Source organism: Polaromonas sp., assembly GCF_029945925.1.
Lineage (GTDB): Bacteria > Pseudomonadota > Gammaproteobacteria > Burkholderiales > Burkholderiaceae_C > Polaromonas.
In genome coordinates, this window is sequence record NZ_JAQSDN010000043.1 from 85,909 (window position 1) to 111,486 (window position 25,578).

Genomic DNA, 25,578 nt, shown 5'->3' on the forward strand with positions numbered 1-25,578 from the left:
CCACATAAGGGCTGCAGGCCAATTTGACCTCAAACCCTGGAAAAATCCGGCTTGCGCTTTGCCATGAAGGCGCCGAACGCTTCGCGGGCGGCCGGCTCCTTGAGCATGCGGCCAAAACTCACACCTTCTTCGGCCATGCGCTCGGCAACCATGCCGGCCTGGCCTTTTTTCATCAAGCGCTTGGTTTCCACCAGCGAGCTCAGCGGCTTGGCCGCGAGTTTTTGCGCCTGGCGCTGCGCCAGCGCGTTGGCCTCAAGCGGCGGAACGATGCGATTGATCAGGCCCATCTCGAGCGCCGACTCGGCCGTGAAGGGTTCACCGAGCAGCAGCGCCTCGGCCGCACGTGCATAACCCATGAGCTGCGGCGCCAGAAAGCTCGACGCCGCCTCGGGGCAAAGGCCCAGGTTCACAAACGGCATGGAAAACCCGGCGTTGTCGCCGGCATAAACCAGGTCGCAATGCAGCAGCAGGGTGGTGCCTATGCCCACCGCGGGGCCACACACGGCAGCCACCAGCGGTTTGGGGAAGGTGCTGATGCCGCGCAGAAAGCGGAACACCGGCGACTCGTGGGTGGCGGGCGGGCCGTTGAGGAAATCACCGATGTCGTTGCCGGCCGAAAAAATGCTTTCGTGGCCCTGGATCACCACTGCGCGCACCGCCGCGTCCGCGTTCGCTACGTCCAGCGCATCGGCCATGGCGGCGTACATGGCCGAGGTGATGGAGTTTTTCTTCTCGACCCGGTTCAGGGTGATGGTCATCACCGCAGCGTCGGTGTGGACCAGGATGTCTGTGCTCATGTATTGCTTTCCAGTATTTGTTTGACGAAATAGATACAGACGCTAACTCGTCCAGGCCAGCCGGGACCGCGGAACCGGCCTTGGCCCGTCCTGAGCCTGCTGAGGGGCCGGGCCGCAGGCAACGGCCCCCTCGGGCAGCGAGTTACACGCAGCGAACGAACGTGGGGGCGGTCTTTTCAAGCAGGGGCCGCGGATCTGGCTTTGCCAGTCCGCAGGCGCAGCGGCCCCCTCGGGGGGCAGCGACGACACGACAGTGCGGAGCGTGGGGGCCATATTCACTCCTTGTAATAAACGACCTGGTGTGTGGTCACCAGCAATTGCCCGGCTTCATTCCACAACTGCGCCGTCTGGTCGAAATAACCGCTGCGAAAGGCCTGGGCCTGGGTCTGCCCCAGCAGGTAACCGTTGCCGGTGGCCTGCAGCATGGCTGCGTCGGCATGGTAATACACCGTCATCGACACCGTGCCTACCGGCACCAGCAGCGGCCGGCGGCGCCAGACGCGCGGATAGAACACATCCGACAGCGCCGTGAGCGAGGCGAAATCCAGCGGCCGGGGCGGGTCGTCGCGCAGCCACAGCAGGGTGCGGCTCGCACCCTGGTCGGCTCCGTGCCATTCGGTGGGAATCGCGCCCTCGGCAAAACGCATCTCATAACGTTGGACCCACTCGACCCGGGTCGGGCCACCGGCCCGGGCGACATCGGCGGGGGCCGCGACGGCCGGCATGGCGTGTTCGTCGGTGCCCCAGGTGTCGCGCCGCAGGCCGAAAAAAGCGGTGCCGATCAGCACCGTCTCGCCGTTCTGTTGCATCTCGATGACCCAGTGCTGGGTCGAGCGGTTGGTGCGCGCGGGGCGCGCACTCACGGCAAACGGACCATCGGCCAGCGCGGCGGCAAAGTTGACGGTCAGCGAAATCGGATCCCCCAGGCGCTGCGGATGCTGCAGCACGGCATTCAAGGCCTGCGCCGCCGTGAGACCGCCGAAGGGTCCGACCATGTTGGCATAGGCCGCGCTGGTGTGACCGAGACATGTCCCGTCGGCCTGCGCCTGCAAGGCCACTGCGGTATCAAAAGGATGAAAACTCATGGTCGGAGTATGCCGCCGCCGTCGGTCTCAGGCAGTCGTGCCGGGGACGCCAGCCGCCGGGCGGGCCTGACGCATGCGCTCCAGAATCTGCACCGTGTGCGGCCACAGGTTCTGACGGAACTGCTGCCTGAAAAAGCCGAAATGGCCGATGCGCTTGACGCCCAGGTCAGCCGGCGTGATGCGCTCAAAACTGCGCGAGGCGCCGCTGTAGAGGTTGATCAGGTTTTGCGTGCCGCGCCAGGTCATCAGTTCATCGTCCGTGATGGACAGCGCCTGCACCGGAAACCTGGCCTGCGCATAGGCCAGGCGCGCGCCTTCGCCTTCGGCGCCCACGCTGTAGAGCGGGTTCAGGCACCATTTGCGCCACTGCAGCATCACGCCAGCCGGCAGGTCGCCGACTTTCTTCAGTTTGCGTCCCGGGAAGTAGCCGAACAGGCGCGTGGCCAGCGGCACCAGCAGGTACCAGAAGTACAACACCATGCGCTTGAGCTGCGGCGCGTTGTCGCGCCAGTAACCGCTGCCGGCGGCAATGCTGACCAGGCCGTCGACCTGGTGCTGGTTTTTCAGGAAACCCGGCAGCTGCGCGCCCAGGCTGTGACCCAGCAGGTAAAGCGGCGCATCCGGCAAAGCGGCCTTGGCCGAGGCCACCACCGCGTCGTAGTCGCTGGCCCAGTCGAAAAGATCGGCCTGGAAGCCACGCAGCGAGCCATCCGGCGTACCCGGCAGCGACTCGCCGGAACCGCGGTAGTCAAACGTCGTAACCCGGAAGCCCTGGCCCGACAACCACTGGGCAAACGGCGCGTAATAGTCTTGCCGAACCCCCATCGCGCCGCCAATGACGACGCTGGCCCGCGCAGGCGTGCCGGCCTCGTAAACCCGCAAGGCGAGCTGTGATGTGCCCGATTCAAGAAGCTGCTGTTGCATGTTTGTCTCCAAAATTTGCATACCGGTCTTCGCCGGTTTAACCACCACAACTGCCAGGGCGTAGCGAGCGGGATGCAGTGCTAGGCGCGGGCGCCCGAAGAAAACCGGAGCGACCTTCAGGGTCGTGAGGATTTTCTTGGGGCTGCAACGACGCAATGCGCCCGCGCAGTAGCCCCAACTCAGACCCGTTCGAAGATGCCTGCGGCGCCTTGCCCCATCCCCACACACATCGTCACCATGCCGTACTTGAGCTGGTGCCGGTGCAGCGCATGGATCACCGTGGCGGCACGAATCGCGCCGGTGGCGCCCAGCGGGTGGCCCAGCGCAATCGCGCCGCCCATCGGGTTCACTTTCGCCGCATTCAGGCCCAGCGTGTTGATGACCGCCAGCGACTGCGCGGCAAACGCTTCATTCAATTCATACCAGTCGATGTCGTCCTGCTGCAGGCCGGCATAACGCAAGGCAGCGGGAATCGCCTCGATCGGGCCTATACCCATGATGTGCGGCGGCACGCCCTTGGCCGCGTAGCTGACAAAACGCGCGAGCGGCTTCAGCCCGTGTTCCTTCACCGCTTTTTCGCTGGCCAGGATCAGCGCGCCGGCGCCGTCCGAGGTTTGCGAGCTGTTGCCCGCCGTGACCGAACCGCGCGCGGCGAACACTGTCTTGAGCTTGGCCAGGCCTTCGAGCGAGGTGTCGGGGCGCGGACCTTCGTCCAGGCTGACGGTACGGGTTTTGCTGATGACTTCGCCGGTCTCCAGGTCCGGCGAACGGTCGGTGACCTCGACCGGCGTAATCTCGGCCGTGAACTCGCCGGCCTGCTGTGCCTTGATGGCCTTCTGGTGCGACTCGACCGCAAACTGGTCCTGCGCCTCGCGCGACACCTTCCACTGCTGCGCGACTTTTTCAGCCGTCAGGCCCATGCCGTAGGCAATGCCGATGTTCTCGTCGTTGGCAAACATGGCCGGCGACAGCGAGGGCGAGTTGCCCGACATCGGCACCATGCTCATGCTTTCGGCGCCGGCGGCGATCATCACATCGGCCTCGCCGACACGAATGCGGTCGGCTGCCATCTGGATGGCGGAGAGGCCCGACGCGCAAAAGCGGTTGACGGTGATGCCGCCCACGCTGGTCGGCAAGCCGGCCAGCACCGCACCGATACGCGCGATGTTCAGGCCCTGCGGGCCCTCGGGAATGGCACAGCCGCAAATCAGGTCCTCGATCGCTTTCGGGTCCAGCGTGGGCACCTGCGCGAGCGCGGCATGCAGCGCACGCACCAGCAGCTCATCGGGGCGGGTGTTGCGGAAAAACCCCCGGTGCGAGCGCCCAATGGGCGTGCGCGTGGCGGCAACGATGTAGGCTTCCTGGACTTGTTTCATGGCTTTCCTTTATGGGGTAATTTCAGACTCCTTCCCCCTCTGGGGGAAGGTTGGGATGGGGGCGGCCGAGGCCAACTCATTCAATCGATTGAAGATTGCCTCGACCATCGACTGCAGATCAGAAAATGGCAAATTGGCGGGGAAACGCATCACCTCAAATCCTTGTCTGCTGAAAAAAGTGTCGCGCCTGCCGTCATAAGCTTGTCGATCACCATGCTGCGATCCATCAATTTCGACAATCAGTCGGGGAGCAAGACAGGCAAAATCAGCGACATACGCACCCATCGGGTGCTGGCGCCGGAATTTGAATCCCAGTTGCTCGCCACGCAGCCTCTGCCAAAGTAAACACTCGCCGTCGGTCATGTCGCGCCGAAGGGACTTGGCGAAAGTCCTGGCATTGACAGTGGCTTGGTTCTGCATATCGGCTGCCCCCCATCCCTGCCTTCCCCCAGTGGGGGAAGGGGCAAGACAAGATAGATTCATTCACTTTTCCTCGGGCCGGAGGGAATCCAGGCCCAGACAAATTCGCATTCGACCGGGTTCACACCGGCCTCATCCAGCACGGTGACGGACACCGTCACTTCGCCCTTGTCGCTGGCCTGCATGGCGGCGCGCTGCTCGTCGCTCAAGGTGGCCACGGCGCGTAGCGCGCCGGTGGCGCGCTTTTTGAACGCCATCTTCAGCTCCTTGGCCAGCGGCGTGCAGTCATCACGCACATTCATGCCGACCACCATGCCGGTGGCGGTTTCCGCCAGCAGGTTCATCGCCGAAGCATGGATGCCGCCAATGTGGTTCTGCACCTTCTTCTCGTTCTTGATGCCGATCTCGACCCTGCTGACTGTCATCTCCAGAAAGTCCAGCCCCGCCGTGCCGGTGAAAGGCACGGCGCGGTGCATCACCACACCGCGAAACCAGGTGCGCGCAAAAGCCGGCAGGTCGGACAGCCGGTCCAGCTGGCGTTCGAGGCGGTTGGGGAAATGAGTGCTCATGGACTTTGATCGGTTGTGCGAAGTAGCGTGCGTGATTGACAAAGCGTAGCGAGGAGGCATCAGGCCAGGCGCGGGCGCCCGGAAGCACTTGGCCCGTACTTCTGTACGTGAGGATTGATTCTGGGCTGCAACGACGCATGATGCCTCCGCAGTAGCTTGATCAGTTGCGCACAGGTTTGCCCGTGCTCATCATGCCCATGATCCGCTCCTGCGTTTTCGGGTGTTCCAGCAGCGAACAGAAGGCCTTGCGCTCCAGCGTCATCACGTATTCCTCGGTCACCAGCGAGCCGGCATCGACATCGCCGCCGCAGACCACGTTGGCGATCAGGCTGGCAATGTGGAAGTCGTGCGCGCTGATGAAGCCGCCGTCGCGCATGTTGACCAGCTGGCCCTTGATGGTCGCCAGGCCGCTACGGCCGACCACCGGAAACGGCCGCTTGTGCGGTGCGCGGTAGCCGGAGTTGAACAGCGCGCGGGCCTCGTTCAAGGCGACAAACAACAGCTCGTCCTTGTGGGGCACGATCACGTCGCTGTCGAGCAGGTAGCCGATCTTGCGGCTCTCAATGGCGCTGGTGCCGACCTTGGCCATGGCCGCGGCGGTGAAGCCCTCAGTCAGGAAAGGCAACATGTCCTTGCTGGTGGAGCTTGCCGCGTTCTCCGCAGCGCGGCGCGCAATATAGGTCAGGCCGCCGGCACCCGGCACCAGGCCGACACCGACTTCGACCAGGCCGATGTAGCTTTCCATCGCGGCCACGCGTTTGGCCGAGTACACCGCCAGCTCGCAGCCGCCGCCCAGCGCCAGGCCGCGAACGGCCGACACCACGGGAACGGCCGCATAACGCAGCTTGAGCATCACGTTCTGCATCTCGGCCTCGGCGCCTTCCACGGCCGAGACACCGGCCATCATGAAGGCCGGCAGCATGGCCTGCAGGTCGGCACCGGCCGAGAACATCTCGTCGTTCGACCAGATCACCAGGCCCTTGTAGCTTTTCTCGGCGAGGTCCACGCCCATCGCCAGGCCTTCCACCACATCGGGGCTGATGGCGTGCATCTTGGTCTTGATGCTGGCGATCAGCACATCGCCCTGTTCACCAGCCAGCGTCCACAAACGGATCGCGTCATCTTCGTGCAGCGTCGTGCCGGCGGTCATGAAGTCGGGCAGCGCCTCGCCCAGCAGTTTTTCGGGGAAATGCTGGCGGTCGTAGACGGGAAGCGCGCGGCGCGCCACAAATTTGCCGGCCGAAGCGCTCCAGGAACCCTGCGCCGTGTGCACGCCGCCGGCATCCGCCACCGGGCCCTTGAAAACCCACTCGGGCAGCGGCGCCTTGCACAGCGCCTTGCCTGCATCGATGTCTTCCTGGATCATCGTCGCCACGTCCAGCCAGCCGGCTTCCTGCCACAACTCGAACGGTCCCTGCTTCATGCCGAAGCCCCAGCGCATGGCCTGGTCGACATCGCGCGCGTTGTCGGCAATGCTGGCCAGATGCACGGCGGCGTAGTGAAAGCTGTTGCGCAGGATGGCCCAGAGGAACTGGCCCTGCGGTCCTTCGGCGTTGCGCAGCAGGCGCAGGCGCTCGGCGGCCGGCCGCTTGAGCATGCGGGTGTACACCTCGTCGGCCTTCTGGCCGCCGGGCACGTACTCCTCGCTCTCCAGCTCGAAGCGCAGGATGTCGCGCCCCACCTTCTTGTAGAAACCGGCCCTGGACTTCTGGCCCAGGTTGCCCAGTTCCAGCAGTTTTTTCAGCACATCGGGCGTGCCGAAGCTGGCGTAGAACGGATCGCTCTTTTCGTCCAGGTTGTCCTGCAGGGTCTTGATGACGTGGGCCATGGTGTCCAGGCCCACCACGTCGGCGGTGCGGAAGGTGCCGCTGCTGGCGCGGCCCAGCTTCTTGCCGGTCAGGTCATCGACCACGTCATAGGTCAGGCCGAAGTTCTCGACCTCCTTCATCGTCGCCAGCATGCCGGCAATGCCGACGCGGTTGGCCACGAAATTGGGTGTGTCGTGGGCGCGGATCACGCCCTTGCCCAGGCCGCTGGTCACAAAGGCTTCGAGGTCGTCGAGCACCCTGGGGTCGGTGGTCGGCGTGTTGATCAGCTCGACCAGCGTCATGTAACGCGGCGGGTTGAAGAAGTGGATGCCGCAAAAACGCGGCTTGATGGATTCCGGCAATGCCTCGCTGAGTTTGGTGATCGACAGGCCCGAGGTGTTGCTCGCGACGATGGCGCCTTCACCGATGAAAGGCGCGATCTTGTGGTACAGGTCGGTCTTCCAGTCCATGCGTTCGGCAATCGCCTCGATGATCAGGTCGCACTCCTTGAGAACATCCATGTGTTCCTCGTAGTTGGCCTGCTGGATAAGGGCCGCGTCTTCGGGCACGCCCAGCGGTGCGGGCTTGAGCTTTTTCAGGCCTTCGATCGCGCGGCTGACGATGCCGTTTTTCGGGCCTGTTCCGCCGCCGGGCCGCCCCAAGGTGGAAGCGGCCCCCTCGGGGGGCAGCGAACCACGCGAGGCGGGGAGCGTGGGGGCGCCGTTATCGGGCAGGTCAAACAGCACCACCGGCACCTTGAGGTTGACCAGATGGGCGGCGATCTGCGCACCCATCACGCCGGCACCGAGCACGGCGACTTTTTTGACTTGGAATCTTGACATGTCTTCTCCTGTTACCTCTCCCCGTGGGAGAGGGTTAGGGTGAGGGCTCTCCAAGGCCGCCCTCACCCCCGCCCTCTCCCCGAAGGAGAGGGAGTTAAATCAATTAATGCGCACCCAGGTCTGGGTGCGCCCGAAGGGACCGAACGAGCCCCGGACTTCAAGTTTTTTGCCGCCTTCGACGGGCGTCAGGCGCAGCGTGTAGTTGCGGCCGTTTTCGGGGTCCAGGATCTTGCCGCCCTCCCACACCTCTTTGCCCTCGGTCTTTTTAGCGCCGCGAATGATCTCCAGACCCAGAATGGGTTTGTCCTTGCGGTCATCGCTGCATTGGTCGCAGACGTCGTCAGGCTTGACGTCCTTGCCCAGGCGCGTGGCAATCTTGCCGCTGAGCACACCGGCGCTCTCGGCAATCCGGATCTCGGCCTTGGCCTCGCCGGTCTTGTCGTCCACATTGCGCCACAGGCCGACAGGTGTCATCTGGGCCAGGGCCGGGAAGGCAACCGCTCCCAAAAATATAGCTGTCAGCGCACGGTACATAAGGGCTCCAGGGCTAAAAGGCATGTAAAACAAACGTCAGCCGGTCAGGCCAGCGCGGCGTCCGTGTCCATCAGCGCCTTGCTGCCGCTACGCGCGGTGCGCATCAGCGTCGCGGTCTCGGGGAACAGTTTCGCGAAGTAGAAGCGCGCCGTCTGCACCTTGGCCAGATAGAAGGAGTCGGCATTGCCGGCAGCGATTTCGCGCAGCGCGGTTTGCGCCATGCGCGCCCAGAAGTAACCAAACACCAGGTGGCCGGCGACGCGCAGGTAGTCCACCGCCGCCGCGCCCACTTCGTCAGGGTTCTGGAAACCCTTGAAGCCGAGCTCGGTCGTGAACTTGGTCATCTGGTCGGCCAGGTAGGCCAGCGGATTGATGAACTCGGCCATCTTCTCATTGACGCCTTCCTCGGCAATCAGGGCGCCGATGATCTTGCCGAATTTTTTCAGCGTGGCGCCGTTGTTGCCGAGCACCTTGCGGCCCAGCAGATCCAGCGACTGGATCGTGTTGGTGCCTTCGTAAATCATGTTGATGCGGTTGTCGCGCACGAACTGCTCCATGCCCCATTCCTTGATGAAGCCGTGGCCGCCGAAAACCTGCATGCAGGCGTTGGTGGAAATATGGCCGTTGTCGGTCAGGAAGGCCTTCACGATGGGCGTGAGCAGCGCGACGATTTCGCCGGAATCCTTGCGGACCTTCTCGTCGGGGTGGTGCAGTTCCTTGTCGAGCAGCATCGTGCAGTAGATCGCCAGCGCACGGCCGCCCTCGGCATAAGCCTTGGCGGTCAGCAGCATCTTGCGCACATCGGGGTGCACGATGATCGGATCGGCCGGCTTGTCCTTGGCTTTCACGCCCGACAGCGAACGCATCTGGATGCGGTCCTTGGCGTAGGCCAGCGCGTTCTGGTAGGCCACTTCGGTCAGGCCCAGCGACTGGTTGCCGACGCCCAGGCGGGCGGCGTTCATCATGACGAACATGGCGGCCAGGCCCTTGTTGGGTGCGCCCACCATGGTGCCGACGGCGCCCTCAAGCACGATTTGCGCGGTGGCGTTGCCGTGGATGCCCATCTTGTGTTCCAGGCTGCCGCAGTAAATGCCGTTGCGGGAACCGATGGCGCCGTCTTCCCCGACATTGAATTTCGGCACAAGGAACAGGCTGATGCCTTTGCTGCCCTGCGGTGCATCGGGCAGGCGGGCCAGCACCAGGTGCAGGATGTTTTCGGTCATGTCGTGTTCACCGGCGCTGATGAAAATCTTGTTGCCGGTGAGTTTGTAGGTACCGTCTGCCTGGGGCTCGGCTTTTGTGCGCAGCAGGCCCAGGTCGGTGCCGCAATGCGGCTCGGTCAGGCACATGGTGCCGGTCCACTCGCCGCTGACCAATTTTGGCAGGTAGAGCTTTTTCTGCGCGTCCGTGCCGTGGGCATGCAGCGCCTCGTAGGCGCCGTGCGACAGGCCGGGGTACATGGTCCAGGCCTGGTTGGCGGAGTTCAGCATTTCGTAGACGCACTGGTTCACGACAAAGGGCAGGCCCTGGCCGCCGTATTCGGGGTCGCAGGACAACGCTGCCCAGCCGCCTTCGACGTACTTGGCATAGGCTTCCTTGAAACCCTTGGGCGGTGTCACCTCGTGCGTGGCCTGGTCCAGTTTGCAGCCTTCCGTGTCGCCGCTGATGTTCAGGGGGAAGGTCACTTCGGCGGCAAACTTGCCGGCTTCCTCGAGCACGGCATTGATGGTGTCCGCGTCCACATCGGCGTGTTTCGGCAGGGCCTTGAACTCGTCGGTGACCTTGAGCACTTCGTGCATGACGAACTGCATGTCGCGCAGTGGCGGGTTGTATTGAGGCATGGAAAGATCCTTTGATGGGAAGGGATTAAACGGAAGAGCCGAAAGAAATGGAGGAAGCGGAAGAGGCGAAAGAGTCAGGAATAGGCACGGCGCCGCCCGTCAGTGATGCAGAGGTGATGGGTGGCGCCAGCGCGCCGGCGGCGTCGCTGCCGTAACGCGCCAGGATGCTCTGGAAGGCGCGCAATGTCCGGTCTATGGAACCAGGCGTCTTGAGAAAGCGGGCTTCGTAATGCAAGGCCAGGATCAGGCCGTGGATCTCGAAGGCAATCTGGCGCTCGTCGGCGTCCGCACGCAAATGGCCGGCCTCCTTGGCCAGCACCACCGCGCGGTACATGGCCGCCAGCCAGGTCTGCACCGAGGTGGCCAGCGCGTCGCGCACCGGGCCGGGCCGGTCGTCAAATTCGACGGCGCCGCTGATGAAGATGCAGCCCGACTGCAGCTCGACCGCGACCTGTTTCATCCAGTTGCCGAACAGGGCCTGCACACGCGGCAGGCCTTTGGGCTCTTTCAGCGCGGGGTAAAAAACCTCTTCTTCAAAACGCGCGAAATACTCGCGGATGACCGATATCTGCAATTCTTCGCGGGAGCCGAAGTGGGCAAACACGCCCGACTTGCTCATGTGCATGACTTCGGCCAGGGCGCCAATGCTCAGGCCTTCCAGGCCGATCTGCGTGGCCAGTCCGAGGGCGGCATCCACGATGGCAGCCTTGGTCTGCTGGCCTTTCTGCATGCCGGCATGCGCCGCGCGAGCACTTTCCCGGGGACCCGGGCGGGCTGTCTTGACAGGAAGTTCGGTAACAGACATGGGCGCCAGACAAAAAAAAAGAACGACCGTTCTATTTTGCCGCAAAACCTGCCCCGTTCAACGCAAGCGCCAGGAAATACCGATTTATAGGGTTGAGGCCCTAGGCTGGGTCAGGGTAAACCCTTGTCAACATCAGACTCAGGGACCGGAAATTCGGCGATCCAGGCGGAAAGCTGCTGCGGATCAAAGGGCTTGGTCAGGTGCCGGTTGAAACCTGCAGCCAGGGCCTTCTGCCGGTCATCGTCCTGGCCCCAGCCGGTCGCTGCGATCAGCAGCGGGCGGTCGCCCCAGGGCTGGGCGCGCACCAGCCGTGCGACTTCATACCCATTGAGGCCGGGCATGCCGATATCGAGCACCAGCACATCGGGCCGCAAGCGCATCGCCAGGTCAGCCGCCTCCCGTCCGTCATTGGCCGTGTGCACGAGGTAGCCGTCCATGCGAAGCAGTTCGGCCAGCACATCGACTGCGTCGCGGTTGTCGTCGGCGAGCAGCACGGTCCGGGCCTGCGGCGGGCCCGGGGCCGGCAAGGTCGCAGCCGGGCTGGCGACGACTTGTTGCCTGTCGGCGGAATACGGCAGCTTCACGACAAAGCGGCTGCCGCGGCCCGGGCCTTCGCTGAAGGCCGACACCGTGCCGCCGTGCAGCTCGACCAGCCCCTTGGCCAGTGCCAGTCCGATGCCCAGACCGCCTTCCGAGCGGTCCAGCGCCGATTTCTCCTGGGCGAACATGGTGAAGATGTTTTCGATGGCCGCCTGGCTCAGGCCAATGCCGCTGTCCGTCACCGTGAAACTCAGCCAGTCCACCTCGACCTGCACGTCGAACCCGATCTGACCTCCTTCGTCGGTGTATTTCACGGCGTTGTTCAGCAGGTTGGACAGCACCTGCGCCAGCCTGAGCGGATCGGCCACCAGCTGCAGGCCGTCGCCGCCGATCGTGGCCACCAGAACGTGCCGCTTGGCCTGCGCCAGGGGACGCACCGTTTCCAGGACGGACTCCACCAGATCGTCGACAGCCAGGGGCACTTTCTTCAGGACCACCCTGCGCTGGGTGATGCGGGCGACATCGATCAGGTCGTCCAGCAGGCGGGCCATGTGACCCACCTGGCGTCCAATCACCTCCACGGCATGTTCTCGCGCCGCTGGTTGGGAAGCCGGAGAGCCGAGCAACTGCGCGGCGGCACGAATCGGCGCCAGCGGGTTGCGCAGTTCGTGCGCCAGCGTCGCCAGAAACTCGTCTTTCTGGCGGTCCGCATCGCGCAACGCCTGGTGGTTTTTTTTCGCGTCCTCAATGTCGGTGGTGGTGCCAAACCAGCGCAGCACGCGGCCATCGGCGTCGAGTTGCGGCACGGCGCGCGCCTTGAACCAGCGGTAAGCGCCGCCCGCACCGCGCAGGCGGTAGTCCACCTGCCACTCCTGGTTGCCGCCGCGCACCCGCGCCCAGTTCTCCCGGGCCACGACGCGGTCATCGGGATGCAAAAAAGCCATCCAGCCATTGCCGAGCGCACTTTCCGCGGTCTGGCCGGTGTAAGCCTGCCACTGGGAATTGAATCGCTCCAGCGGACCATCGGCCGCGGCCACCCAGGCGATGGCGGGGATGCTGTTGGAAAAAGCCAGCAGGGCCTGCTGGATGCGCTGCAATTCGGTGACCTCGTGCCCCTGCACAAACACGCCGTTGACCGCACCCTTCGCATCCCGCAGCGGCTGATAGACAAAATCCAGCCAGGCCTCGGTAGGAGGCGCATCACGTTCGTGATTGAGCATCAGGCGCACGGACCGGCCCACATAGGGTTCCCCGGTAGTAAACACTTGGTCCAGCAGTTTGACAAAACCCTGCTCGACCACCTCGGGCAAGGCCAGGGCCAGGGGCTTGCCGATCACGTCGCGAAAACCGGTCAGTTGCACATAGGCCTGGTTGGCAATTTCAAACACATGGTCGGGTCCGCGCATGATGGCGATGAAGCCGGGCGCCTGGCTGAACAGCGACTGCAGCCGCTCCTGTTCCGCGCGCTGATGGCGTTCGGCCAACACCATGCCGGTGGTTTCCGTGCAGGCGCAGAAAAAGCCGGCGACACCACCGGCCTCGTCACGCACCGGCGACCATGAAAACGTGAACCAGGTGTCTTCGTCGTAGCCGTGGCGTCGCATGCGTAGCGGCAGGTTTTCCATGAAGAAGGCCTCGCCGCCGACCGCGCGTGCCACCAGGGGCACGAGCTCGACACGGATTTCATGCCAGATATCGAGAAACGGCTGCCCCATGCCCGCAGGATGTTTGGCGCCCATGATCTCGCCGTAGGCGTCGTTGTACAGCGTGTTCAGCGCCGGTCCCCAGGCAACGAACATGGGGAAGGCCGAACCCAGCATCAGGCTGACCACCGAGCGCAGCGACTGGGGCCACTGCTGCGGCGGACCCAGCCCCGGACCCGACCAGTCCATGCCACGCATCAGGCGCGAGGTGGAGGTGTCGCCGGAGAGAAAAGGCAGGTCGGAGGCGGCGCTCATCCGCCGCAGTTTACCTGCCGCGGTGCCGGCCTGGCAGCCAGGATTACAGCTTGAACGGAACCACCACCTGGCGCTGCTCGCCCAGGCCTTCAATGCCCAGGGTCATGACGTCGCCCTTTTTCAGGAACAAGGGCGGCTTCATGCCCATGCCCACGCCGGGCGGTGTGCCGGTGGTGATCACATCGCCGGGCATCAAGGTCATGAACTGGCTGACATAACTGATGATTTTGGCGACGCTGAAAATCATGGTTTTGGTGCTGCCGGTCTGCGCCCGCTGGCCGTTGAGGTCCAGCCACATCGCCAGCTTTTGCGGATTCGGCACATCGTCGCGCGTGACCAGCCAGGGGCCGATCGGACCGAAGGTGTCGCAGCCCTTGCCCTTGTCCCAGGTGCCGCCGCGCTCGATCTGGTATTCACGCTCACTGACGTCGTTGATGGTGCAGTAGCCGGCCACAAAATTGAGCGCGTCCTTCTGCGAGACATAACGCGCGCGGGTGCCGATCACCACGCCGAGTTCGACCTCCCAGTCGGACTTGACCGAACCCTTGGGCAACATGACCGGATCGTTGGCCCCCTGGATGCAGGTGGTGGCCTTCATGAACACGATGGGTTCTTTCGGAATCGGCAGGCCCGACTCGGCCGCGTGGTCGGCATAGTTCAGGCCAATGGCGATGAACTTGCCGACACCGGCAACCGGGCTGCCCAGACGCGGCTTGCCTTTGACCAGCGGCAGGTTCGCCGCCTTGAGCTTGCGCAGCTTGGCCAGTGCGCCATCACCGAGCTGGTCGGGGCCAATGTCCTTGACCACGCCGCTCAGGTCGCGCAGTTTGCCCTCGGCATCGATGAGACCTGGTTTTTCCTTGCCAGGGTTGCCGTAACGAACGAGTTTCATGGTTTTTCCTTTAAAAAAAAGAGGTGCGAAATGGGGCGTCCAGAAATTCGATTATCGGGATGCAGGGCGAGGCGCACGGGGTTTTTGGGGTCAGAGCCCAAATTCGCCGTGCCTTCGGCACACCTGGAAGGCGCGGTGCGACGCACCGCAGCGAAATTGGCGTCTGACCCCAATAACCCCTTGGGTGCATGAGGATTCCGAGCACCGCGCAACGAAGCCATGCGCCCGAGAATCGGATTGATGGATGTCCCCATCAGTAGGTGGAGCGGCCGCCCGACAGGTCAAACACCGCGCCGGTCGAGAACGAACATTCTTCGGTGCACAGCCAGACCACCATGGCGGCCACCTCGTCGGGCGTGCCGAAGCGGCCCATCGGTATTTTCGACAGCATGAAGGCAATGTGTTCCGGCGTCATCTGGTCAAAAATCGCGGTCTTCACGGCGGCCGGCGTGACGCAGTTGACGCGCACGCTGGTATCGGCGAGTTCCTTGCCCAGCGACTTGGTCAGCGCAATCACCCCCGCCTTGCTGGCGCTGTAGGCGCTGGCATTCGGGTTGCCGTCCTTGCCGGCCACCGAGGCGATGTTGACAATGCGGCCGTAGTTGTTGGCGCGCAGATGCGGCGCCCATTCACGGCAGCACAGGAACAGGCCGTTGAGGTTGACGGCCATCACCTGCTCCCACGCATCGACCGGGTAATCCCAGAGCTTGACGTTGGGGCCGGTCACGCCGGCGCTGTTGACCAGCGCATCGACCTTGGGAGCCAACAGCAACGTCGCCTGGACCGCCGCGCGCACCGAGGCATGCTGCGACACGTCCACCGCCACCGCCGAGGCCCGCGGACCCAACGCGGCCGCCGCCTGCTTTGCCGCCGCTTCGTCGCGGTCCCACAGCGTGACACTGCCGCCGGACTGGATCAGCCGCTGCGCAATGGCGTAACCCAGGCCGGTGGCACCACCGGTGACCACCGCGTGCCGGCCCTGGAAGTCGAGCTGGTTCATATGGTCATGCCACCATCGATGTTGTAGTGCTGGCCGGTGACAAAGGCTGCTTCATCGCTGGCCAGGAAGGTCACGACGGGTGCAATCTCGTGGGCCTGCGCGAGCCGGCCCATGGGCTGGCGGGCAATGAAATTCCTGCGCGCTTCCACCGGGTCTTCAAACACATTGATGCGGTCCTGCAGCGAGGGCGTATCGACGGTACCGGGGCAGATGCAGTTGCAGCGTATGCCCTGCATCACAAAGTCGGCCGCCACACTTTTTGTCAGGCCGATCACCGCCGCCTTGGACGCGCCATAGACAAACCGGTTGGGAAGCCCCTTGATGCTGACCACACTGGCCATGTTGATGATGCTGCCGCTGCCCTTGCCGCCGTTGTTGGCGAGCATGCGCGGCAGTGCCGCCTGGATGGTCCAGAACTGCGAGCGCACATTGAGGTTGAAAGCGAACTCCCACTCTTCGTCGGTGGCCTGCAGGGCCGTGCCCGCGTGCACAAAACCCGCGCAATTGAACAGCACGTCGAGCGCCGGCAGGCCGGCGATCGCCTTCTGGATCGCCGCCTTGTCGAGCACGTCCAGCGCCATGGTGCGGATATTGGGCATGCCCGCATAACTTTCCAGCAGCTTCGCATTGACGTCGGTCGCCCAGACCTGCGCACCTTCTGCCGCCATGGCCAGCGCACTGGCCTTGCCTATGCCCTGGCCGGCGGCCGTGATCAGTGCGGTTTTCCCTTGGAGTCTCATGTCTTTTCCTTGGTTGATTGTTTGATTGATTTATTGATTCAGGGTGGTGTCGGCAAGCTGCCGCTTTTCGATGACAGGCCAGTCCCACGCCATGCCCAGGCCGGGCGCATCGGGCGGCCAGGCATAACCGCCCTCGACCCGGATGCGGCTGGTCGTGATGTCGTCGAGCTGCGGGATGTATTCAACCCAGGCCGCATTGGGAACGGCGGCGCACAGGCTCACATGCAGCTCCATCAGGAAATGCGGACAGACGGGCACGCCAAACCCTTCGGCCAGATGGGCCACCTTGATCCATGGGGTGATGCCGCCTATGCGCGCCACATCGGGCTGGACAATGCTGCAGGCGCCCTGTTCCAGGTATTCGCGGAACTGGCTCAGGTGGTACATCGACTCACCCACGGCCACCGGGATGGCGGTCTGGGCGCGCAGTTGCCTGTGCCCCGACACGTCTTCGGCCGCCATGGGCTCCTCCAGCCAGGCCAGGTCCAGCCCCGCAAAGGCGGCCGCCCGGCGCACCGCCTCCGGGCGGTTGAAACCCTGGTTCGCGTCGACCATGATGTCAAAGCCCGGGCCCACCGCGTCCCGCACGGCGGACAGCCGTGCCACGTCCTCGCTGACATGCGGCCTGCCCACCTTGATCTTCGCGCCCCGGAAACCCTGGGCCTGGGCCGCCAGCGTCTGCGCCACCAGCTCGTCGGCACCCAGGTGCAGCCAGCCGCCCTCGGTGGTGTACACCGGGACACGCGATTGCGCGCCACCGAGCAACTGCCACAGGGGCAAGTCCTGGCGGCGTGCGCGCCAGTCCCACAAGGCGGTGTCCACGCAGGCCAGCGCCAGGCTGGTGATGGCCCCCACGGCCGTGGCGTGGGTGTGGAAAAACAGGTCTTTCCAGATCGCCTCGACATGCAGCGGGTTGCGGCCCAGCAGGCGCGGCGCGAGGTGGTCGTGCAGCAAGGCCATGACCGATGAGCCGCCGGTGCCTATGGTGTAGGCATAACCGGTGCCCTCCACGCCGTCACTGCAGCGCAGGGTGAGCAGCAGGGTCTCCTGCGTCACAAAGGACTGGATGGCGTCGGTGCGCACGACCTTGGGCGGCAGGTTGACTTGGCGCAGGCGGACGGACTCAATCGTGACGGGCGCGGTCATGGGCGGACGCGGAGGAAAAACATGGCAGGAAACATTACAGGGTTTAGCCGGATGGCCGGAAGGGCTGGAATCATGGGATTATCAATTGGTCTTACCACTTGTCCACTTCTGGCTAACCCTTAATTCATCCCCGCACTGAAAAAATGCCGCTGCAAACCGTCGAACCGCAACGCCTTTATCGCCAGATCGCCGAGCAGCTGCGCTCGCTGATCAGCAAGGGGGAATTTGCGGCCGGCACGCGCCTGCCGGCAGAACGCGACCTGGCCAAACAGCTCGGCGTGAGCCGGCCGTCGGTGCGGGAAGCACTGATTGCCATGGAAGTCGAAGGCTGGGTCGAGGTGCGCACCGGCTCCGGTGTGTATGTGCTGGACCGGTCGGTGCGGGCCAGCCGGTCCAAGGGGCCGCAGGTCACACTGACCGAATGGGGGCCCCTGGAACTGATACGCGCACGCCGCGTGGTGGAGGGTGAGATCGCCTCGATGGCCGCTCTCCAGGCCAGGCGCAAGGACATCGACGCCATGCGCGCCGCCATTGACATGATGGTCACCGACGCCAACCGCGGCGTGCTGCCGCTGGACGGCGACCGGGCCTTCCACAGCGCGATTGTCGAGGCTTGCGGCAACGTGGTGCTGATCGAAACCGTGCAGAGTTTCTGGGACTCCCGCCGCGGCCCGCTGTTCACGCGCCTGACCGGCTACTTCGAGACGATGAAATCATGGCAATCGGCGATTGCCGAACACGAAGCGATCCTGGCCGCCATCTGCGCGCACGACGGCCCCGCCGCCCGCACCGCGATGCATACCCACATGGACAAGTCCCATTCCCGATTCAGCGCGAGCTGGCGCCGCGCGAAGACAAGCTGAAGGAAGCGCCCGGCAATTCATCTTATCGACCCTTTCTTTTAACCGAGGAGACAACATGACAAAACGATTCACTCTAAAAACAATAGCATGCTGCGCAATCATGGCGGGCACCCTGGGCACATTTGGCATGGCCAATGCGCAGACCAAACTGAAATGGGCGCACGTCTATGAAACGTCCGAGCCCTATCACAAATGGTCGGTCTGGGCGGCCGACGAGTTCAAGAAACGCACCAACGGCAAGTACGAGATCCAGGTCTTCCCGGCTTCCAGCCTGGGCAAGGAAAGCGACATCAACCAGGGCCTGCAACTCGGCACGGTGGACATCATCCTGACCGGCGCTTCCTTCGCTTCCAACTCCTTTCCGCGCCTGGCCGTGAGTTACTACCCCTTCACCTTCCGCGACGCCGACCATGTGGTCAAGTATGGCAAGAGCGATGTCTTCAGGGAACTGGCCGAGGGCTACAAAAAGGCCACCGGCAACACGGTGACCGCGCTGACCTACTATGGCGCGCGCCACGCCACCAGCAACAAGCTGTTCACCAACTGCGACCAGATGAAGGGCCTGAAGATGCGGGTGCCCGATTCTCCGGCCTACACCGCGCTGCCGCGCGCCTGCGGGGCGAACCCGACACCCATCGCGTTTGCCGAGGTCTACCTGGCGCTGCAGAACGGCACCGTCGACGCGCAGGAAAATCCGCTGCCGACCATCGAAGCCAAAAAATTCTTCGAGGTGCAGAAGAACATCATCCTGACCGGCCACATCTCCGACGCGCTGCTCACGGTGATTTCGCCCAGCACCATGGCCAGGCTGTCGCCGGCCGAGCAGAAGCTGCTCGCCGACATCACGCAGGAAGCCGCCGAAAAGGCCACCAACGACATCCGCAAGCGCGAAGGCGAGCTGGTGGAAGAGTTCAAGAAAAAGGGCAACAACGTGGTGACGGTTGACCGCGCCGACTTCCAGCAGCGCGTGCTCAAGGCCATCACCTTCGAATCCATGAAGCTCGACAAGAAGGACTGGGACCGCATCATCGCCATCAAGTAACCGAAGTCACCCCCCGGGCCGGGCCCGCCGACACATCGGCCGCCCGGCCTTTCGACAAGTTCAGGACGATCGGAACCCAAAAGATGGAAACCATTGACGACATGGCCCCCGTGATGGGGGCGGACGGACAGTTTCACGCGCAGGACGAAGCCGTGGACCTTTCCGACACCAAACTGGAAGCCTGGGTGGCGCTGGGCTTCTTCTGGATCCTGGGCGCCACGGTGTTCTACCAGTTCTTTACCCGTTATGTGCTCAACGACTCGGCGGCCTGGACCGAGGAGATCGCGCGTTACCTGCTGATCGCCGTGGTTTTCACCGGCGCGACCATCGGTGTGGTCAAGAACAACCACATCCAGGTGGACTTTTTCTACAAGTTCATGCCCACACCGATGGCACGCGCCATGGCAACCGCCGTCGATGTGCTGCGCGCGGGCTTCTTCGCCGCAGCCGCCGTGTTGACCGTGATGATGATGCTCAAGCTGGGCAGCAATTCGCGCATGACCATGGTCGACCTGCCCATGAACTGGGTCTACGGCATTTGCCTGCTGGGCTTTGCCGCCATGGCCTTCCGCTCCGTCCAGATTGCGCTGTTCCACCACCGGCGCGGCTACTCCGTCCTGGAACGTCCCGAGTCCTCGATGGACGACAAATAACACCCATACAACATGCTCAAAATCATTTTCCTGCTGCTCATGAGTGGCGGCATTCCGGTGGCCATCGCCATGGCGGGTTCGGCCCTGATCTATATCTGGTGGACGGGCACCCTGCCGGCTTTCGTGGTGATCCACCGCATGGTCAGCGGCATCGACAGCTTTCCGCTGCTGGCGGTTCCGTTTTTCATCCTGGCCGGCAACCTGATGAACAACGCCGGCATCACCAACCGCATCTACAACTACGCGCTGGCGCTGGTCGGCTGGCTCAAGGGCGGCCTGGGCCATGTGAATGTGGTGGGTTCGGTGGTGTTCGCCGGCATGAGCGGCACCGCGATTGCCGACGCCGCCGGCCTGGGAACCATCGAGATCAAGGCCATGACCGACCACGGCTACAGCAAGGAGTTCGCCGTCGGCGTCACCGCAGCATCGGCCACGCTCGGGCCCATCATTCCGCCCAGCCTGCCCTTCGTGATTTACGGGATGATGGCCAACGTCAGTGTCGGGGCGCTGTTTCTGGCCGGCATCCTGCCGGGCATCCTGATGGGCGTGCTGATGATGCTGACCGTGGCTTACTTTGCCCACAAGAACGGCTGGGGCGCCGACATCAAGTTCGAGTGGCCCCGCGTAATCAAGGCACTGGTCGAAACCCTGGTGGTGGCCGGCTGGCCGCTGGCGCTCTGGCTGCTGATCACCAAGGCGGGCTTTCCGCCACAGATCACCGTGTTTGTCGGCCTGATCGTGCTGTTTGCCGCCGACAAGTTTTTCAACTTCCAGGCCGTTCTGCCCATCATGACGCCGGTGCTGCTGATAGGCGGCATGACCACCGGCATCTTCACGCCCACCGAAGGCGCCATTGCCGCCTGCCTCTGGGCCATGGTGCTGGGCCTGGCCTGGTACCGCACGCTGAACTGGAAAATGTTCGTCAAGGTCTGCCTGGACACGGTGGAAACCACCGCCACGGTGCTGTTCATTGTGGCGGCGGCCAGCATCTTCGGCTGGATGCTCACCGCCACCGGCGTCACCGCAGCGATTTCCGAGTGGGTGCTCGGTTTCACCAAGGAGCCCTGGGTGTTCCTGCTGCTGGCCAACCTGCTGATGCTGTTTGTCGGCTGCTTTCTCGAACCCACGGCCGCCATCACCATCCTGGTGCCGATTCTTGTACCGATCTGCCAGCAGCTGGGCATCGACCTGGTCCACTTCGGCCTGGTGATGGTGCTCAACCTGATGATAGGTTTGCTGCATCCGCCCATGGGCATGGTGCTGTTTGTGCTGGCACGGGTGGCCAAACTCTCGGTCGAGCGCACCACCATCGCCATCCTGCCCTGGCTGGTGCCCCTGCTCGGCTCGCTGGTCGTCATCACCTATTTTCCGAAACTGGTGCTCTGGCTGCCAAAAATGGTTTACTGAAACTTTTCACCGAGATGGCCCATCGCCCTGACCCCACCATGACTCCTTTTATCCGCCTTCATCCCGCCGACGACGTCCTGATTGCCCGCGCCCAGCTGGTGGGCGGCACCCAGGTCGAAAACATCACTGTCAAGGGCCTGATCCCGCCCGGCCACAAGGTCGCCACGCGCGCACTGGCCGCCGGCGAGGCGGTGCGGCGCTACAACCAGATCATCGGTTTTGCCAGCAAGGCGATTGCACCCGGTGACCATGTGCACACGCACAACCTCGACATGGGTCCCGACAAGGGCGACTTTGCGCGCGACTATGCCTTTGGCGCCGACGTGAAACCCGCCGCCCCGCGGCGCGAGGCCACCTTCATGGGTATCAAGCGGGCCGACGGGCGCGTGGCCACGCGCAACTACATCGGCATCCTGTCCAGCGTCAACTGCTCGGCGACCGCCGCGCGTGCCATTGCCGATCATTTTTCGCGGCAAACCAACCCGGCCGCGCTCAAGGACTTTCCCAACGTGGACGGCGTGGTGGCGCTGACACACGGCACCGGCTGCGGCATGGACTCCGAGGGCTTGGGGCTGAAAATCCTCGAGCGCACGCTGGCCGGCTACGCGACCCATGCCAACTTTGCCGGCGTGCTGGTGGTGGGCCTGGGCTGCGAGGCCAACCAGATCAACGCCTGGCTCGCACACAGCGCGCTGCGCGAAGGCGACAACTTCCGCGTCTTCAACATCCAGGACACCGGCGGCACGCGCAAGACGGTGGACAAGGGGATTGCGCTGATCAAAGAGATGCTGCCGCGCGCCAACGCGGTAAAACGCGAACCCTGCAGCGCGGCCCACATCACCATCGGCCTGCAATGCGGCGGCTCCGACGGTTATTCGGGCATCAGCGCGAACCCGGCACTGGGCGCGGCGGTAGACCTGCTGGTGGCGCATGGCGGCACCGCCATCCTCAGCGAAACCCCCGAAATTTACGGTGCCGAGCACCTGCTGACGCGCCGCGCCGTGCGTCCCGACATCGCCGAAAAACTGATCGCCCGCATCAAGTGGTGGGAGCACTACACCGAGATCAACGAGGGCGAGATGAACAACAACCCCTCGCCCGGCAACAAGGCCGGCGGCCTGACCACGATTCTCGAAAAATCGCTGGGCGCCGTGGCCAAGGGCGGCACCAGCAACCTCGAAGCAGTCTACGAATACGCCGAACCCGTGGACGCACACGGCTTTGTCTACATGGACACGCCGGGTTACGACCCGGTCAGCGCCACCGGCCAGGTGGCCGGCGGCGCCAACCTGATCTGCTTCACCACCGGGCGCGGTTCGGCCTACGGCTGCGCGCCCTCGCCTTCGCTCAAGCTCGCCACCAACTCGGCCCTGTGGCAGCGCCAGGAGGAAGACATGGACATCAACTGCGGCGAGATCATCGACGGCGGTGTGTCCGTCCAGGAGATGGGCCAGCGGATTTTCGACATGGTGCTGGCCACCGCCTCGGGCGCGCAGAGCAAAAGCGAACAACACGGCTATGGGCAAAACGAATTTGTGCCCTGGCAAGTCGGCGCGGTCATGTAGGCCCATTCTTCACTCCCTCTCCTTCCGGGAGAGGGCGGGGGTGAGGGCACTGCGCACTGGGCTACCCTCACCCTGACCCTCTCCCTGAGGGAGAGGGAACAACATCCACAAAGCTGGAACATCATGCAAAAAACCCTCCCAGCCCAAGCACTGCAAGCGCAGATAGCTACTGTTTTAATAGCGGCCGGCAGCGCTGCCGAAGAAGCCGCTGCCGTGGCGGCCAACCTGGTGCTGGCCAACCTGAGCGGCCACGACTCGCATGGCGTGGGCATGCTGCCGCGTTATGTGGACGCGGTGCTCGAGGGCGGCCTGCATCCCAACACCGGCGTGAAAGTGGTGCTCGACACCGGCTCCCTCCTCACGCTGGACGGCCAGCGCGGCTACGGCCAGATCGTCGGCGCGCAGGCCATGGCGCTGGGCATGGAACGCGCCCAAACCCACGGCAGCTGCATCATGACGCTAGCCAACGCGCACCACCTGGGGCGCATCGGGCACTTCGCCGAAATGGCCGTGGCCCAGGGGCTGGTGTCAATACATTTTGTCAATGTGCTGTCCCGGCCGGTGGTTGCACCTTTCGGCGGTGCTGACGGCCGCTACGGGACCAACCCGTGCTGCATAGGTGTACCTCTCGCAGGACGCGATCCGTTTGTGTTGGACTTTGCCACGAGCCGCGTCGCGCAGGGAAAAATGCGCGTCGCCCACAACGAAGGCCGGCGTGTGGAGCCCGGCACACTGATCGACGAACACGGCCGACCCACCACCGACCCCGGCGTGGTCGTGGTGCCGCAGAGCAATGGCCTGTTCGGCGCGCTGCTGGCCTTTGGCGAACACAAGGGTTACGGCATGGCCGTGGCCTGCGAGCTGCTGGGCGGCGCGCTGACCGGCAGCGGCACCTGGCACAAGCCAACCGACCCGGCCGTGCGCGCGGTGATCAACGGCATGCTGACCATCCTTATCGACCCGGCCAGGCTCGGGACCCAGGCCACGTTTGCGCAGGAAGCGCTGGCTTTTGTCGACTGGCTCCAGGCCGGGCCGGTGGCGCCGGGGTTTGACGCGGTGCAGATCGCCGGTGACCCGGAGCGGGCTTACCGCGCGCAACGACAGGACCAAGGCATTGCAGTCGATGCCCAGACCTGGCAGGAGATCGTGGCCGCGGGCCACAAGGTCGGGGTGTCGCTGCCCGATTGACGCCTTCCAGCCACTGCCCGCGGTCACACTATGAAATTGATAGCTGCCTGCGCTTGCCCTGTGTGGGCTGGAGGCCAAAATGACCATGAAGTCTGCTGAAACGGCGACCCGGCTGAGCAGCGCCTGCCTGCCCGCCCTCGCCGCGCGCGGCATCCCGGTCCCGACCTACCCGCGCCAGGGCCTGCCCGGCGTCGTGCACCTCGGCCTGGGCGCCTTCCACCGTGCGCACCAGGCGCTGGTGTTTGATGCGCTGCTGCAGCGCGGCGACACGCGCTGGGGCGTGTTCGGCGTGGCCATGCGCAGCACGCAGCTGGCCGATGCCTTGAACGCGCAGGACGGCCTCTACGCGGTGCAGGTGGCCAGCAGCGCCGGCAGCCAATGGCAGGTCGGCGGCGCGATCTGGCAGACCGCCGTCGCCGCGCGCGAGCCGGCCCGGGTGGTGCAGGCGCTGGCGGCGCCCGCCACGCGCTGGGTCACGCTGACCGTCACGGAAAAAGGCTACGGGCCGGCCCTGGCCGACCTGCTGGTGCAAGGCCTGGCCGCGCGCCATGCCGCCGGCCTGCCGGGCCTGACCATTGCGTCCTGCGACAACCTGGCGCACAACGGGCGCAAGCTACAGGCCCTGTGTGTGAACGCCGCGCGGCAGCTGAGCCCCGCTCTGGCGGACTGGGTCGAGCGCACCTGCGCCTTCCCCAACAGCATGGTGGACCGCATCGTGCCCGCGGCCACGCCGCAGCGCCTGGCCGCCGCGCACGAGGCCCTGGGTGTGGCCGACGAAGCTGCCCTGGGCACCGAGGCCTTCTGGGAGTGGGTGATTGAGCGGCGCTTTGCCGACTCTGGCGACGCCGATGTGCTGGCCGCCGCCGGCGTGACGGTGGTGGACGACGTGGCCCCGTTCGAGGACGCCAAGCTGCGCCTGCTCAACGGCAGCCACACCGCCATGGCCTGTTTGGGCGCGGTGGCCGGCTGGCCAGTGATCGGCGAATGCATCACCCAGCCGGCGGTGCGCAGCTTCATCCACGGCCTGATGACCCACGAGGTCGGCCCCCAGCTCAGCCGCCCGGACTGGGCCGGCTACCGGGACGCCCTGCTCGCACGGTTTGCCAACCCCGCGCTGCAACACAGCGTGCACCAGATCGCCACCGATTCCTCGCAGAAGATCCCGCAGCGCTGGCCGCCCTCGGTGCTGGGCGCGCTGCGCGCCGGCCTGCCGGTGGACCGCCTCGCGTTTGCCGCCGCGGCCTGGATGCGTTATGTGCGCGGCAGCGACGAGCAGGGAGGCGCTTATGCCATGAACGACCCGATGGCCGGCGAACTGCAGGCGCTGGCGCTGGCCCATGCCGGCGATGCCGCGGCTACCGTGCAGGCGCTGGGCACATTGCGGGTGATCTGGGGCGAGGTCCTGCCGGACAACACGCACTGGCTGGCACTGGTGGCGCGGCAGTTGGACCTCATCGACCGGCTCGGAATCCTGGCGGCGCTGGCGCAGCTGCAGGCCAACCTGGACGACGCCTGAGCCCGTGACCGGCACCCCGGCGTTGTGAACAAAATCGGCCTCCAGCCCTTACGGATCGGGCGCGAGA

General features: G+C 64.4%; 22 protein-coding genes. 7 read left to right on the forward strand and 15 right to left on the reverse strand.

The window, feature by feature from the left end:
• Positions 1–29: 29 nt before the first annotated feature.
• The 15 genes from PSV40_RS14655 to PSV40_RS14725 all read right to left on the reverse strand — a co-directional run bounded on the left by PSV40_RS14655 (position 30) and on the right by PSV40_RS14725 (position 17,277).
• Entirely contained in the window at positions 30–797 is a 768-nt protein-coding gene (locus PSV40_RS14655) for an enoyl-CoA hydratase (RefSeq protein WP_300539018.1), read from the reverse strand.
• Positions 798–1,072: 275 nt separating this feature from the next.
• A complete protein-coding gene (locus PSV40_RS14660) occupies positions 1,073–1,882 on the reverse strand; it encodes a thioesterase family protein (protein WP_300539020.1) in 810 nt (269 codons plus the stop codon).
• Positions 1,883–1,909: 27 nt separating this feature from the next.
• A complete protein-coding gene (locus PSV40_RS14665; RefSeq protein WP_300539023.1) occupies positions 1,910–2,806 on the reverse strand; it encodes an alpha/beta fold hydrolase in 897 nt (298 codons plus the stop codon).
• A gap of 179 nt (positions 2,807–2,985) precedes the next feature.
• Positions 2,986–4,182: an acetyl-CoA C-acyltransferase gene (locus PSV40_RS14670; protein ID WP_300539026.1), complete on the reverse strand. Its 1,197-nt coding sequence runs from the start codon at positions 4,180–4,182 to the stop codon at positions 2,986–2,988.
• A 9-nt stretch (positions 4,183–4,191) separates the two neighbouring features.
• Positions 4,192–4,602, reverse strand: coding sequence for a DUF559 domain-containing protein (locus PSV40_RS14675; RefSeq protein WP_300539029.1), 411 nt, complete (start codon positions 4,600–4,602; stop codon positions 4,192–4,194).
• Between the two features lie 59 nt (positions 4,603–4,661).
• Positions 4,662–5,171 carry a DUF4442 domain-containing protein gene (locus PSV40_RS14680; protein WP_300539032.1) on the reverse strand — a complete coding sequence of 170 codons (510 nt, stop codon included), beginning with the start codon at positions 5,169–5,171 and terminating at the stop codon, positions 4,662–4,664.
• Positions 5,172–5,331: 160 nt separating this feature from the next.
• Complete coding sequence (locus tag PSV40_RS14685) at positions 5,332–7,821, reverse strand: 3-hydroxyacyl-CoA dehydrogenase/enoyl-CoA hydratase family protein (RefSeq protein ID WP_300539034.1); 2,490 nt, start codon at positions 7,819–7,821, stop codon at positions 5,332–5,334.
• 99 nt (positions 7,822–7,920) lie between these two features.
• Entirely contained in the window at positions 7,921–8,355 is a 435-nt protein-coding gene (locus PSV40_RS14690) for a DUF2147 domain-containing protein (protein WP_300539036.1), read from the reverse strand.
• Positions 8,356–8,399: 44 nt separating this feature from the next.
• Positions 8,400–10,196, reverse strand: coding sequence for an acyl-CoA dehydrogenase C-terminal domain-containing protein (locus PSV40_RS14695; RefSeq protein ID WP_300539038.1), 1,797 nt, complete (start codon positions 10,194–10,196; stop codon positions 8,400–8,402).
• Between the two features lie 25 nt (positions 10,197–10,221).
• Positions 10,222–11,001 (reverse strand): TetR/AcrR family transcriptional regulator, encoded by a 780-nt coding sequence (locus PSV40_RS14700; protein WP_300539041.1) that lies wholly within the window; start codon positions 10,999–11,001, stop codon positions 10,222–10,224.
• A 110-nt stretch (positions 11,002–11,111) separates the two neighbouring features.
• On the reverse strand, positions 11,112–13,499 hold the full coding sequence (locus PSV40_RS14705; protein ID WP_300539043.1) for a PAS domain-containing protein: 2,388 nt from the start codon (positions 13,497–13,499) through the stop codon (positions 11,112–11,114).
• A gap of 43 nt (positions 13,500–13,542) precedes the next feature.
• Positions 13,543–14,391: a fumarylacetoacetate hydrolase family protein gene (locus tag PSV40_RS14710; RefSeq protein ID WP_300539046.1), complete on the reverse strand. Its 849-nt coding sequence runs from the start codon at positions 14,389–14,391 to the stop codon at positions 13,543–13,545.
• 253 nt (positions 14,392–14,644) lie between these two features.
• Positions 14,645–15,391 carry an SDR family NAD(P)-dependent oxidoreductase gene (locus tag PSV40_RS14715; protein ID WP_300539049.1) on the reverse strand — a complete coding sequence of 249 codons (747 nt, stop codon included), beginning with the start codon at positions 15,389–15,391 and terminating at the stop codon, positions 14,645–14,647.
• Positions 15,388–16,131, reverse strand: coding sequence for an SDR family oxidoreductase (locus tag PSV40_RS14720; RefSeq protein ID WP_300539051.1), 744 nt, complete (start codon positions 16,129–16,131; stop codon positions 15,388–15,390). The genes PSV40_RS14715 and PSV40_RS14720 overlap by 4 nt, the downstream gene beginning before the upstream one ends.
• A 30-nt stretch (positions 16,132–16,161) precedes the next feature.
• A complete protein-coding gene (locus tag PSV40_RS14725) occupies positions 16,162–17,277 on the reverse strand; it encodes a mandelate racemase/muconate lactonizing enzyme family protein (RefSeq protein WP_300539054.1) in 1,116 nt (371 codons plus the stop codon).
• A gap of 143 nt (positions 17,278–17,420) precedes the next feature.
• Between PSV40_RS14725 and PSV40_RS14730 the strand changes: the two genes are divergently transcribed.
• The 7 genes from PSV40_RS14730 (at position 17,421) to PSV40_RS14760 (ending at position 25,511) form a co-directional block, all read left to right on the forward strand.
• On the forward strand, positions 17,421–18,140 hold the full coding sequence (locus tag PSV40_RS14730) for a FadR/GntR family transcriptional regulator (RefSeq protein ID WP_300539056.1): 720 nt from the start codon (positions 17,421–17,423) through the stop codon (positions 18,138–18,140).
• Between the two features lie 55 nt (positions 18,141–18,195).
• Positions 18,196–19,182: a sialic acid TRAP transporter substrate-binding protein SiaP gene (locus tag PSV40_RS14735; RefSeq protein WP_300539058.1), complete on the forward strand. Its 987-nt coding sequence runs from the start codon at positions 18,196–18,198 to the stop codon at positions 19,180–19,182.
• Between the two features lie 83 nt (positions 19,183–19,265).
• A complete protein-coding gene (locus PSV40_RS14740; protein ID WP_300539061.1) occupies positions 19,266–19,835 on the forward strand; it encodes a TRAP transporter small permease in 570 nt (189 codons plus the stop codon).
• A 12-nt stretch (positions 19,836–19,847) separates the two neighbouring features.
• Positions 19,848–21,242, forward strand: a complete 1,395-nt coding sequence (locus tag PSV40_RS14745; protein WP_300539063.1) for a TRAP transporter large permease — start codon at positions 19,848–19,850, stop codon at positions 21,240–21,242.
• A gap of 38 nt (positions 21,243–21,280) precedes the next feature.
• On the forward strand, positions 21,281–22,807 hold the full coding sequence (locus PSV40_RS14750) for a UxaA family hydrolase (RefSeq protein ID WP_300539065.1): 1,527 nt from the start codon (positions 21,281–21,283) through the stop codon (positions 22,805–22,807).
• Positions 22,808–22,930: 123 nt separating this feature from the next.
• Positions 22,931–23,995, forward strand: coding sequence for a malate/lactate/ureidoglycolate dehydrogenase (locus PSV40_RS14755; RefSeq protein ID WP_300539067.1), 1,065 nt, complete (start codon positions 22,931–22,933; stop codon positions 23,993–23,995).
• Positions 23,996–24,074: 79 nt separating this feature from the next.
• Positions 24,075–25,511, forward strand: coding sequence for a mannitol dehydrogenase family protein (locus PSV40_RS14760; protein WP_300539070.1), 1,437 nt, complete (start codon positions 24,075–24,077; stop codon positions 25,509–25,511).
• Positions 25,512–25,578 lie beyond the last annotated feature (67 nt).